The following is a 13,197-nucleotide window of genomic DNA, read 5'->3' as shown; positions in this document are numbered from 1 at the left end:
AGTCTTTTTTCATTTATCGTCCGTTTAAAAGGGCAAAAGAGAACATTGTATGTGCTAGTGCAACTGTTTTGGGGTTCAGTTCAACTTTGTTCATAATGACATTAATTTTTAGCAGTAAAATCAATTAAAGTATAGCTTTTTTAATCAAATTTTTTATTAAACTTACAAAAATACTTGCAACATCCACTCTAGTACTATATAGTACTAATTATGACAAAAGGAAAATTAATGAATCAAAAACGTGTGATTGAAGTAGCTGCAACATTATTTTTAGAAAAAGGGTTTGCTTATACAAGCATGGATGAATTAGTTCGTGTAAGCAAAGTTTCAAAGTCTAATGTGTATTATCACTTTTCTAATAAGGAAGAATTGTTGGATGGGGTCGTCAGTTATTGGATTGAAATGTATCAATCTGCAATTGATGGCTTACTATCTCAAAACCAATTATTAGTTGAAGATCGTATCCAACTGTTTTTAAAGCAATTATCACAAGGAGTACAGACGAGAGAATATAAGGGGGGCTGTCCATTTATTACGCTTTATATTCAAAGCCCTACAAATGCCTCAAAAGTAAAAGAAAAAATAGGTCTTTTTTTTGTAGGATTACAAACGAAAGTTTCTCTATTACTTAAACAAGGGGTAGAGAACGGTGAATTTAAAAAGACAATTAATATTGACGAGGTTGCATCTCTTTTTATTACAAATCTTGAAGGAGCGCTATTTATTTCAGAAACACTGAAGGATGCAACTGTAATCATGAAAACAGCAGATCATTTGTTTAACTTGCTTCGATAAAAGAAGCATTTTTTTTACATCAAATTAGTACTACATAGTACTAAAAGGAGGATTTATATGAGAACAGTATTTTTAACTGGCGGAACAGGTTTTATTGGAAAGGAATTAGTGAAGGAATTAGCCAAAGAGCAAGTAACAATTCTTCTATTAGTGAGATCGAAAAGTAAAGCAACACGTATTTATCAAGAAAGAGGCATCTTAAATGAGGCAGTTATGCACTTTATTGAAGGTGATTTGACGAAAATAGACTTAGGTCTAAGTGCTGAAGATAAGGAATGGGTATTGAAAACGGATGTGATTATTCACGCAGGAGGCCCCATGGATATTCAAGCGACAAGCAAAGAGGCAGCTTCCGTATTTTTGAATGGTGCCAAACATATTAGTGAATTTGCTAAAAATATTCATCAATCGAAGGGATTGCAACAATTTATTCATGTTGTAGGCTATATGAGTCCCTTTGATGATAAAAATAGCAAGATTGCGATAGATGTGTTTAAAGAAGGAAACAATTTTTTGAAAATAAAAAATCCGTATGAGAGAACAAAGTTTTTAGCAGATCTTTATATCCGTCAGCAGGCATCAACAGTAGGTTATCCGCTTTCAGTAATTAATCCACCAACTGTAGTTGGCAGTAGTAAAACAGGGAATACGGAGCAAACAGAAGGATTAGGCTTGCTTGTGATGAGTATGCGAAAAGGGCTCCTGCCAGTGATTCCTGGTGGTAAGAAATATAGATTACCTCTTATTGCAAACGATGAACTAGCAAAGTTTATTGTGCAGGTTTTCAAATTGGAGCAACCAACTATACAAACATATACACTTGTTGACGATAAACAACATGATCAGAATGTTTCAGAATTATTAGATGCTATGTCAGAAAGTATGAATATGACTGCACCTAAAATCTCTGCCCCATTGCCATTTATGAAAGCACTTATGAATAGTGGCGTAAGCAAAATAACCCAAATTCCTGCTGATGGGTTAAACTTTATTACAAATCGAACATTTTCAAATGGTTCAGCGAAAAAGATGATGGGAGAAGATTGGTTTAAGGAAACAAATGTAATGAAATTTTTACCAGCCGTAATAGCTGATCTGGATTATCGCATGATGTATCAAAATGGCCAAAACAGTCATTTATTTAAACGAACATTATGTAATAATACTACCATTTACCAATCACAAGGAGAGGGTAAACCGTTTATTTTATTACATGGTTTATTAAGTGATGGAGAGGATTTATTTCCTTTAGGGAAAGAGCTTCATGAAAAAACAGGTCGACCTGTATGGATCATGGACCTTCCAGGTTTGGGACGTTCTCCTTTTAAACGAGAGAAAAACCTTTTAAATATCTATTTGAATGTATTGAAACAGTTATTGGAGAAAGCTACTAATGGTGCCCATCTAATTGGCCATTCATTTGGTGCGTATATTCTTTTAGAAGCATTAGTACAAAAGTACATAGATAAGAAGTATACAATTACTTTACTTCAGCCACCTGTTGCTAAAAAAAATGCTAAATCGATAAATGTTCCTCAATTTATGAACAAATGGACATTGAAATTGGCAACTACTAATTTGATAGAGCGTTATTTATTAAGTAATGGTTTATTTGAAAGTAAGGAGAACATCCCTGAACATTATATTGAAAAAATAAGTAACAGTTTTACCTCTCCTAGAATTTTAAATACTACGGTTCAGCTTAACAGTTTACTATTGAAAAACGATCAAGGTGATTTCAATGAAGTAACAAAGTATAATCTTCACATTATTTGGGGGGATTATGACAGAGGCTATTCTGCTCCTTCGCATCTTGGTAGGGTTGATTTTGTTCCATATGGACATCATTTTCCTCTTAACCATCCGAGTGAAACGGCTAATTTGGTAATAAAAAATAGTAGTACTAACAGATAAGAGTGTATATCAGTATCCTGAGGTAGTAAAATGCGAATTGAACAAAGTATTGCTCTTTACGCATGGCAGGTAATTACCCTTATCTTGACAAAGAATAAAGACTTTTATTATGCGCTGGGAGAGTAATCGAGATGGGCAACGGTACGCGTTTCTGAATCTCGATACGTCTCATAGCTCTAATATTATTTTGAAAATTAGTAAATTACATCAGTTGAAGCATTTAGAAAAGATATAGAGCACCATTTACCAGATGCTTTTTAAACGGATTCATTGGAGTACTGTTATTCAACTAACGGCAGTTTAGGTGAATAGTGTTATCTAACAAATGTTCAACAATCGGGCCAGATTGTGGAGGAACATTTTCAACGGAATTTGATATTGTTGTTAAAATTCAGAATGAGATTGTGAAGTTTCTCACTTAAACTAACGGGTCAGGTTTGTTGAATAATCTTCGGTTCATACAGTTATAGCTGTATGAGCCGAAGAATAGTTAGTAGGGGATAAAGATGGAGGCTGTTTAATTTAAGTCGTTTGAAAATGAATGAAAATATACGGAAAAGTAGACTTGAATACAAAAGAGGCTTGTTATGTTGATTAGCCTCTTTAAATAATGAATTTCTATCAAAGAAATCTATTGATTATTACTACTGTCTGTATGAACAATGATTTTCTGCTTCATTTTTTTTACTTCCGATTGACTATAAAAATAAAATAACAGCCAAACTAGTGCAAAAATTAATACATTAAATAGTAACAATAGAATCGTTAGTTTTATCGAAAATGTTGGAAGCCATTTTAAAGAAAAGGCGACAGCTATAAAGGTCCCTATAGCGATAAAAAAATGACAAGCACTTTGTTGTAAAAATGTTAAACGTTCTGTTCTATAGAGGTATGAAGGTAGTATACAGGCAATGCCAACAGTAACTGATCCGATAACTTGTTGTGGAAAATTAGATATAACAGCTTCTAAAAACAAAGCCCCTTTCAACCAATATCCAATAAGATTTACAAAAACAAAAACTGTACAGCCCATACTTATTCCGAACCATAAATTCTTGAAAAAGTTCATGTACTTATACCCCCAAGCGCTCTTTAAATGATTTTTTATAATTGCGTGAAATGACTTCTTTTATTCCTAAAGTAAGCTCGATTTCCATTGTGCCATTAAAGGAAGCTTCAATATTTCTGATTTTTCTAGGATTAATGATGGCAGATTTAGAAATCCGAATAAATCCTTCTCCTAGTTGCTGCTCTAACTCATACAAAGGTTTATTCATAAGTACACGATTACCATCGTCGCTATATAGTACTAAATCTTTGCCTTCCGTCCTAATAGCTATTACAGAATTAGGCTCGATAATATGTACTTTATTGTTAGCGGTCCCTGTTAAAATTTGTTGTTCTTCTTGTTGTAAGAGTGAGATTGCAGCCTGTATAGTTGGCGTTAATTCAGAAACGCAGATTGTTATGTAGGGTTCATCAATTTGTGGATCAATTTTTATGTCTATCTTCATATCCATCACCTCTCTATAAAAATATACCATAAATTACAAATTGAAAAATGCAGGTTGTCATTCATAAAAAGCATTTCACCTTTCAATAAAGACATGTTACATGTAACGTATTGTTGCTAAACTTTGATGTCGTTATATTAAGCCTTAGAAACATAAATTTAATATAAGGGGACAGTTAATATGAACGAGATCACAACGCTAAAAGAGCGAAGAAAGGCAGGATGGATATTAGCAAGCATATCAAGTATGCTTTCATTAAGTGTTATATACTGGTATGTAACTAATCCCAAAAAATTTGTTGAGAATGGGTTGGGCTCTTCACTGGAACTGCACCTGAACTTACCTATGTGGTTTTTCACTGCATTCATCGTAATCGGGTATATTTCCTATACAATGTCTGCAATACCTTTAGTAAAAAGCAATTTGTTTACATTTTCTTGGGTAAAATTGATCGGTATATGGGCTGCTATTGTAAGTGGAATAGTAGAAGAAGTCGTATTTAGACATTTGCTCATGGAGTATGTATTATCTATTGGATTTTCAAATCTTTCACAAGTAATAATCTCAGGAATTGCGTTTGGAATTGCTCATGGCGCATGGGTGTTATTGCGAGGAGAGATGAAAATTGCGCTTCCAGCAATTCTTTCAACGACAATCTTAGGTTGTCTACTTGCGATGCTCTATATTTATACTGGAAGGAGCACCTTTGCACCAATTGTAGCTCATATTCTAATCAATATGGTAATAGAGCCATGGTTGATGCTAGCTGCCATTTCAGGGAAATGGCAGCTAAGTAAAAATTAATAGTAATAATTGAGAGGAATGGTGTAATTTCGCCTCTCGATATTAAATAATTTTATGGGAAAAGGCTATTTAATTTACCACTGTTAGCAAATTTGAAATTTTTTCAGGACCTATGAGGTTCAGTTGTTTAATCTAAGCTCTTCAATTCCCATAAAAAAAACGGAGTAATCTTTCATTTTCTGTGATGAAGCGTCGATTTTACCCGACGTGGATGGCTAACGGAGTGATTTAGTTCAACAAGCTATAAGCGATTTTAGGAATAAGCCCATATTTTAGTTATTCCATTAAAGGGCGCGATTGTTGGACATCAACAGTAGGAAATAATCAAACTTTTTTATATAAATTATACAGTGTTTTACAAAGAATTAACCATCGCAATAGAACGAGCTGAATATGAAAGGGGCTGGCCCTCTTTCTTACAGTCTGTCGTTCGTTTGTGATTTAGAGGGAAGCGAGAAACGACAATGACACAACGCTTTAGCGTTGATATGCTTATCAGTTGAGCTGAAAGCCTGCCCAACAAAAAAAGCCCTTAAAAAAGGACCTCTTTGTTTTCTATGCCGTTATACTAAAAACCATACTCGCTGTTATGATTAGAACATAGAAACCGGAACAAGCAAAAACTAATGCTACTGCGGTCCTCATTGTAAATGGATGATAGTCCCAACGATTTTGTGGCCGTCTATTAGCATTAGTAATCTTACTATTTACTATTACGCCTGATACTATCAACAATCCAAGTCCGAAAAGCACAAATATTGGTGCTAACACTGAAATAATAATGTTCATATTCTCCTATTCCTCCTTTCAAATTTATTTCACACTACCTTATATACAGTTGGCGTGTGAGTTATGCCATCTTTTCAGATTTATTTTTAATATTTTTACCTGAAGAAATCCCCTGCCGCAGAACGAATAGCTTCTCCGTATTTTCAATACTAACGGAAATTTCGAAAAAACAAATCGAAAATATGCTCTATATTGTTCTAGTGTGGCTTCGAAATAAAGTTTGATGATTTATAATAAAGTCTGATCTTTTGTGAAAAATTTTGGTCAAATTTCTGTGTAGATAGGTAAGATATTTTCTTGTTCCACAAACGGGCGCGATTCTGTAACAAGAATCAGCGCTCGTTTCCATTAAAGGGCCATTTAATTGAACGTGGAGATTGTCGAGAAAAGTACTTAAACTAACGGCGCAGTTTAGAAGAAGAAGGATATTAATTTACTATGATATGTAATCCAAGTAAAATCTAAGAAGGAGGGGTTACATACTAACGAAAAAATGTTTTGTAGAATGAATATAAGGGAGGAAAGTTGACTTGGAATTCACAACAGAAAGATTAACAATTAGACCTTTTAAGAGTACGGATTTACAGGATGTATTTGCTATTTATAATGATGAGGATACATGTAAATTCCTATTACATAATAAATGGACTCAAGAAGATATGCGGGAAAGATTTAATAAGAAGCTAGCAAACAGTGCACTCACTAAAGAATCAAAGTTAAGTTTGGCAGTTGTATACGAGACTAAAGTAGTTGGTGATCTATCCGTATGGTATACAGATATAAAAGACACTGTAGAGATTGGTTATGGTTTTTCTAATGAAGTAGCTGGAAAAGGTTTGGCAACAGAAGCAGTTAGTAGTTTGGTTAATAAATTATTTAGTGAATTTAATGTACATCGTATACAAGCCAATCTTGATGCACGGAATACAGCTTCACAAAAATTGTGTGAACGAATAGGTATGAGAAAGGAAGCCCATTTCATCCAAAATTATTGGAATAAAAATGAATGGACTGATAGCTTTGTATATGGAATGTTATCCTCCGATTTGTAGTAATAGAATTACATCATCTCACCTTTATATAACTCAGCTTTTAAAAAAGCTTCATAAGCTTTACAGTTATTCCATTAACGGGCGCTTTCCTTGAATAAAGGAAAGGGTCTTTTTCTATTATAAGGCCAAATTGTAGAACTATCTGTTTAATTGTATAGTGATTATTGTGAAATTTAAGTCAAAAACTTTTAAAGTGTCACAACTGGTTTAACCTGTTCGTTATATAAAGTGAGAGGAGGATAATATGAAAATTAATCAAGATTATAAAAAAATGGAAGAATTATACGAGATATATGAACAAAAAATTTATTCTGTTGCTTATTTAATTTTAAATAATGTTCAGCAGGCTGAAGATGTTGTTCAAGAGACATTTATCACATTGTATAACAATCTAGAAAAACTTAATAGTTTGGATATTCAGGAGATTAAACTTTACATTTTAAGAATTGCAAAAAACAAATCTATTGATAGTTATCGAAAAAATAAGCGTCAAGGAGAGCTTTTAGAAGAATATCAAAGAGAATCATTAGAAATTGTAGATGAAAATGTTGAAGTGTGGGAACAGCGGGTAATGTCAGAAAATCAAATTGATACGTTATTAATTGTATTAAGTGACTCTTATAGACAGGTTTTCAAGTATAAAGTTTTCTATAATCTGTCGTATAAGGAAATATCCAAGCTAATGGGAATAAAAGAAGCCAATGTTCGTAAGCAATTTGAACGCGCTAGGAAGCGTGTACATGATATGATAGGAGGTCTAAAAATTGACGAATTCACAGGACTCTAAAACAATGTATGATTTAGCTGAAAAAATTGCTTTAGATGATTTTGAACGATTAGAAGGACATCATGAATTTTCAGATACCTATAAACATAAAAGGAAATTATTTTTGGAGGAAATTAAAACAAAATCAGAACAACCAAAGGACAAGCCTAAAAAGCGTCGTCTATTAATTGCAGTTGCAAGTATACTAATTGCAATTCCGACTACTGCTTTGGGTGCAGTAAAAGCCTATGAAATGATCGTCCAAAAACAAAATTATGAAGTTGATATTTCCGTTACAAATACAGGGAAAAATAATAAAGATGAATATGCTAGTGAAAATAATGAGAATAAATGGTATAAGTTGCAAGTTAATTATCTACCAATAAATATGGAAGAAATTCCTAATACAGGTGGTTTGAAATTTTCATTTAAAGATAACTTTGCACAGGGTGGCTTTTCATTTAGTCTTATGGAAATAGAGAGGGACTCAGAATTCGAGGCACTTTACGCAACTGATTACGAAGAAAAAGAGATAAATGGTAGGAAAGCAGTAATTATTAATAAAGATACAGGAAATGAAAATAAAGTATTTTATAGAGAAGTATATCTTTTATTTGAGAATGAGGGAATTATGGTAGATTGTTATGTTGGTTCTGATGTAGATGAGGATGTTATGATGGATGTATTGGAAAATATTTCACTTGTACCGACAACTGAGGAAAATGCATCGCCAATTGCTTATATTAACAAAGAAGATAATCAATCAGAAGAAACTAAATTAATCCCATTAAATAAAGATAGCGATAGAATATTCAATGTAGGTGAAATAGTACCAGTAACAATTGAATCATTAGTTAAAGGAAGTAATGGTACTACCGATAAAGTGGACTCTTTAGAATATACGGTTGATAAGGTTGAAGTGTACGATTCGATTAAAGATTTCGATCAGGATAACTTTAATGAAACTGGATTAAATTCCCTAAACCATTATGGTGCAATGGATCAAGAAAACAACCTTGTGCCATATAAACGTAATGTATATAAACTAGGTAACGGGAAAGAGACTATCGACGAATTAGTAGATTCTCAATCAATGAATGTAAAGTTTGTTTATTTAACTACAACAGTAACAAATACTGGTAAACACGAAACTAAGGAAATTTACATGCATCCATCACTACAAGTGCTTAAATCTGAGGGGAATTCATGGACCTATAATAGTAATGTTGAAATCTCAGAAGGCACTATTATGTCTGGTGAAGTTGATTATCTAGAACCTCATGGAAGTGGTAAATCTTATTATAATATCGGTACAATGAAACCGGGTGAAACGAAGAAAATTAGCTTAGGTTATTTTGTCGATGAAGATAAACTGGACTCTATATTCTTAGATGCTTTCCATTTCTCTGGCTATGGCCCTGGTAAAACAGAAGATCTAAATGCAGAAGATCGTTGGTGGATTGATCTACGACAATAGTTGAAAACAGGTAGAATGGTCATTTCACATAAACCTAAAAGAATCTAGCTGAATATTGCTGGGTTCTTTGTTATTGTACGAATAGTTGTTACAGAATTTCTGAGATAAATAATATTAAAAAATGACTCTAACATACTTCAGTAATAGAGCACTTTCTTTTTTACTTGTTAATTCTTTTTGAATTTACGTGTTATTAATAAAAATGTCGTTATTCAACAATCGGGCGCTTTCCTGGAAACAGGGAAAGTGCCTTTTAGATTAAATTAGAGTTCGAAACTATCAAAAATTTTAGTTTTTTGAATATCCTTGTCTGAAAAAATCTTTCATTGAACATAATAGAATTTAGAATTAATAGATTTATAGGTGGGAGAGTGAAAGACACATGTTATTATCCGAAGCGTGGAGAAAGTATCAACAGGATAAAAAAATCGAGGGATATTCATCACTTACATTAAAAACATATTGTTTTCAATACAATCTATTATTGCGATTTTTTGGTGATATTGATATGAACGAATTTAATACAGATAGATTAAAAGAATATTTAATACGATCAGGAGACCACTTAAAGCCATCTAGTTTAGGACATAGGGTTCGTTTTATTAAATCACTATTTAGATAGTCACATGAAGAAGGTTATATTCTAAAAAATCCTGCAGCAAAATTAAAAGAGCCGAAATTAGGTAAAAGGATTCCTAAGTTTCTCTCAGAATTAGAGATAGAACATCTAAGGGAAGCTTGTCAAACAACGATGGAGAAAGCATTATTTGAGTTTATGTATTCAACCGGCTGCCGTATTGGTGAAGTTGTAAAATTAAATCGAGAAGATATCGATTTTCAAACGAATTCAGTAATTGTACAAGTGAAAGGTGATAAAGAAAGGGAAGTGTACTTTAATACGCGCTGTTCTATTTGGTTAAAAAGGTATTTAGATGAACGAGAGGATAAGGAACCTTGTTTGTTTATTACGGACAGAAGGCCAAAAAGGCGAATGAGCATCGATAATTTAAGATATATTATCAAGCGCATATCAAATCGAGCTAGTATAAAGAAGAGTATACATCCGCATCAATTACGACACAGCTATGCAACGCATATGATTAATAACGGTGCTCCAATTGATGTCATTCAAAGTTTACTAGGTCATGAAAAGAGTGAGATCACAAAGATATACGCTCAACTAAGCGGAAAGTTTAGACAGGATTTATACAGTAAATACTTTTAAAAAACTTACATTCAATTAAGATACTCATGTAGAAATGGGTGTTTTTTTGTTATAGGGCCACTTTATGGAACAAATAGGTAACTTAATTAACCTTTATCCGTCTAACAATCCGAGGAGGGATAACATGAAAGTATCAAGATTATTTTTGGGTTTGGTTATGTTCGTTTTATTAACTGCTGTCGGATGTTCTAATTCATCGGATAAAGGTAAAGTAGAAGTTCATGAAACTGAAAATCCTAATGCAGAAGAGGTTTTAAAATTAGACCCCGAAGCCGATATATTTCAGTTCAATGGAGTGATTTATCAGACTGGAATTGATTGGGTTGAAAAACTAACCTTAATAAAAGGCGAGCAGGTAGGAGCAATAAAAACAAAAAACGATACAGATACAAACTTTAAAGACGAAATGTCGAACAAATTGCCTGTTGGTGCAAAAGTCTTTTCGGTTAAAGAAAAAGAAGAAATTGGAGAACCAATTTTACTCGTAGAATCAGAAGGTAAACTTTATAAATATTATGGGCTTGTTGAGGGTTAAACATTTTTCATATATCCGCAAATGGGCGCGATTCTGTAATAAGGATCAGTGCTCGTTTTTATTAAAGGGCAGATACTTGAATGAGCGTCTCTCAGTTTTTAGAAATATATTTTCTTTAAGATTGAATCAAACTTAACTAAATAAAAGTTTATTTTCTAGGAAAGATATCTCCAACACTATGTGTTTTTACGCTACAAGAATTTTTAGTATAAAAGTCAATTTCACATTAAGAAGTTGACTTTTTTAATTGTCTTTGTTCAATGAATATCTTCCATATTTGATAAATTAACAAAAAGTCTCAAAGGACCTCACTTAAATTAAAGAATTTTATTGTAAATGTGAGAAAAAAACTTTTTCAATACGTTGTATAGAGTGTAAAGGCTTTTACAAAAAATAAGGAGAATTGCTAAATGACGTCAAATGATACAAATTTAATACAGCGATTAAAGCGACAAGAAGAAGATGCTTTGGAATTTATAGTTGATAAATATTTGCCATTAATCAAGGGGATTACATATAAAATTCTCACTCCCCTTGAAAATAAAGGTGTCATAGAAGAATGTATCAATGATATTTTTCTTTCTATCTGGAAGAATTCGGGGAAATTTCATGGAGATTTAGATGATTTCAAGAAATGGATTTGCGCAATTGCTAAGTTTAAATCTATTGATTATTACAGAAAGGTGACTAAGAAAGTAGAAATCACCTCCAATGATATAGATTTGAATGTAGAAAAATCGGCAGAAGATAAACTTATTATGCAAGAAGACAGAACTGAATTAATCAAGTTAATCAATCATTTAGAGCCTATTGAACGAGATATTTTCATCATGAAGTTCTTCTTGGGATTATCTACTGAGGAAATTTCATTAAAACTTGGTTTGACCAAATCCTCAGTAGATAATCGGATTTATAGAGGGAAAAAGAGACTGAATCAAAAAGCTACCAACCTTAAGTTAAAGGAGAATGGAATATGAAAGACATTTATGAATTACTAAACGATATCAACATAGACGAAAATGAATTTGAAGAAATGGAAGTTAGTGAACTTGAAAAAGCTAAAGTAAAGAATACACTGAAAAAGTCTATTAATAAAAAGAGAAAAATGCAGAGTTGGAAAAAGAATGTTGCGGTAGCATCCATTTTAGTCGGCTTATCAGCTACAACCTTTGGATTAACATTTCCAGCTTACGCTAAAAACATCCCTGTGATTGAAGATATTTTTCGATTTTTCGATAATGGAAGAACTGAAAGCTCAATAGACAGTAATGATGTTAAAGATGAAGAAAAAGGATTGTATTATAACTATAAGCAATTCTCGAACGAAATCAATCTTACGAAGGAAAGTAACGGTATCAAAATAACCGTAAATGATGCTGTCTTTGATGGGAAAACAGTAACATTAACCTATTCAATAGAAAGTGAACAAGATTTAGGTAAACACGCAGGAACTTCTTTACCAAAAATAGAAGGGATGAATGCACTGGGAGGAACAGATAGAACTACAAAAATAGATACAAATAAATATGTAGGCATACTAACGGTTAGTAATCTGGAGGATAAAACATTAGATATTGCTAACATCAAATGGAATATTGACAGTATTCAGAACCCCGATAATCACACAGAGATAAAAGGAGATTGGAATTTTGATTTTAGTCTAAATGCTGTTGATAGCACAATGCAATTAAGTGACAGTAGTTCAGAACGAAATGGTGTAAAAGTAAATATAGAAAAAATATCCGTCAACCCAATGTCCTTTATTGTTTATTATGACCAAATAGTTTCAGAAAATATAAGCAACAAGTGGGATGGGGTAGATGTTGAATTAGAGATTAAAGATGATTTAGGAAATGTCTACTCAGGTGAAGGTAATGGAGGAAAAGGTACAGATTCTTATAATATGAGTTTTAGTAAAACTTTTGAAAAATTAGACGAGAATGCAACGAAACTCATAGTATCTCCTCATATCACCTTAAGAGATTACAATTCCGATAATTATAGTTCTGTAGAAGTATCGAAAGATGGAGTTGAAAGGGAAATCACACTACCAGAGAAGTCAGGTAAGGGAAAAGAAGAATTTGTATTAGAAGATATCGTTATTGAATTAAAGAAATAACGTAAAATACTGAAAGGATTGTCTTTTTTAAATAGGACAGTTCTTTTAGTTTTATTCAGCAATCGGGTGCGTTAGTTGAAGATTCGCTTTCCAAAATAATCAATCTTTTTATGGTCCACTTATCAAAAAACTTAACAATTGACCACATGATTGTAATGGAAATTACCAGTGAAGAGAGAATAATTGGGTATTTGTGGTATTATATAG

The 13,197-nt window shown here is 32.6% G+C and carries 11 protein-coding genes and 1 pseudogene; 10 read left to right on the top strand and 2 right to left on the bottom strand.

Annotated features, from left to right (window positions below):
• Window positions 1-228: 228 nt before the first annotated feature.
• A complete protein-coding gene (locus MKY08_RS10440) occupies window positions 229-795 on the top strand; it encodes a TetR/AcrR family transcriptional regulator (RefSeq protein ID WP_069512622.1) in 567 nt (188 codons plus the stop codon).
• Window positions 796-852: 57 nt separating this feature from the next.
• The gene (locus tag MKY08_RS10435; RefSeq protein ID WP_069512623.1) at window positions 853-2,709 is read left to right on the top strand and encodes an alpha/beta fold hydrolase; all 1,857 of its coding nucleotides are present in this window, start codon (window positions 853-855) and stop codon (window positions 2,707-2,709) included.
• Window positions 2,710-3,340: 631 nt separating this feature from the next.
• Here the strand turns inward: MKY08_RS10435 and MKY08_RS10430 are convergent.
• Window positions 3,341-3,778: a DUF3021 domain-containing protein gene (locus MKY08_RS10430; protein ID WP_081327990.1), complete on the bottom strand. Its 438-nt coding sequence runs from the start codon at window positions 3,776-3,778 to the stop codon at window positions 3,341-3,343.
• Between the two features lie 4 nt (window positions 3,779-3,782).
• On the bottom strand, window positions 3,783-4,223 hold the full coding sequence (locus MKY08_RS10425; protein WP_069512624.1) for a LytTR family DNA-binding domain-containing protein: 441 nt from the start codon (window positions 4,221-4,223) through the stop codon (window positions 3,783-3,785).
• Window positions 4,224-4,403: 180 nt separating this feature from the next.
• On the opposite strand from MKY08_RS10425, the gene MKY08_RS10420 reads away from it, so the two are divergent.
• The 8 genes and pseudogenes from MKY08_RS10420 (at window position 4,404) to MKY08_RS10385 (ending at window position 12,990) form a co-directional block, all read left to right on the top strand.
• Window positions 4,404-5,027, top strand: coding sequence for a CPBP family intramembrane glutamic endopeptidase (locus MKY08_RS10420; RefSeq protein ID WP_069512625.1), 624 nt, complete (start codon window positions 4,404-4,406; stop codon window positions 5,025-5,027).
• A gap of 1,319 nt (window positions 5,028-6,346) precedes the next feature.
• Window positions 6,347-6,868 (top strand): GNAT family N-acetyltransferase, encoded by a 522-nt coding sequence (locus tag MKY08_RS10415; protein ID WP_069512627.1) that lies wholly within the window; start codon window positions 6,347-6,349, stop codon window positions 6,866-6,868.
• A 244-nt stretch (window positions 6,869-7,112) separates the two neighbouring features.
• Window positions 7,113-7,655 carry an RNA polymerase sigma factor gene (locus MKY08_RS10410; protein ID WP_069512628.1) on the top strand — a complete coding sequence of 181 codons (543 nt, stop codon included), beginning with the start codon at window positions 7,113-7,115 and terminating at the stop codon, window positions 7,653-7,655.
• On the top strand, window positions 7,633-9,111 hold the full coding sequence (locus MKY08_RS10405; protein ID WP_069512629.1) for an anti-sigma factor: 1,479 nt from the start codon (window positions 7,633-7,635) through the stop codon (window positions 9,109-9,111). The genes MKY08_RS10410 and MKY08_RS10405 overlap by 23 nt, the downstream gene beginning before the upstream one ends.
• Before the next feature lie 382 nt (window positions 9,112-9,493).
• Window positions 9,494-10,336 (top strand): annotated as a pseudogene (locus tag MKY08_RS10400) (tyrosine-type recombinase/integrase).
• Between the two features lie 124 nt (window positions 10,337-10,460).
• Entirely contained in the window at window positions 10,461-10,871 is a 411-nt protein-coding gene (locus MKY08_RS10395) for a hypothetical protein (RefSeq protein ID WP_069512630.1), read from the top strand.
• A gap of 410 nt (window positions 10,872-11,281) precedes the next feature.
• Window positions 11,282-11,848, top strand: coding sequence for a sigma-70 family RNA polymerase sigma factor (locus MKY08_RS10390; protein ID WP_069512631.1), 567 nt, complete (start codon window positions 11,282-11,284; stop codon window positions 11,846-11,848).
• Window positions 11,845-12,990 carry a DUF4179 domain-containing protein gene (locus MKY08_RS10385; protein WP_069512632.1) on the top strand — a complete coding sequence of 382 codons (1,146 nt, stop codon included), beginning with the start codon at window positions 11,845-11,847 and terminating at the stop codon, window positions 12,988-12,990. The genes MKY08_RS10390 and MKY08_RS10385 overlap by 4 nt, the downstream gene beginning before the upstream one ends.
• The last annotated feature ends 207 nt before the right edge of the window (window positions 12,991-13,197 follow it).

It is taken from the genome of Lysinibacillus sp. FSL M8-0337 (assembly GCF_038593855.1).
Classification (GTDB): Bacteria; Bacillota; Bacilli; order Bacillales_A; family Planococcaceae; genus Lysinibacillus; species Lysinibacillus sphaericus_D.
Note: the sequence above shows the minus strand (reverse complement) of the source record. Positions and strands in the feature narration are given on the sequence as shown.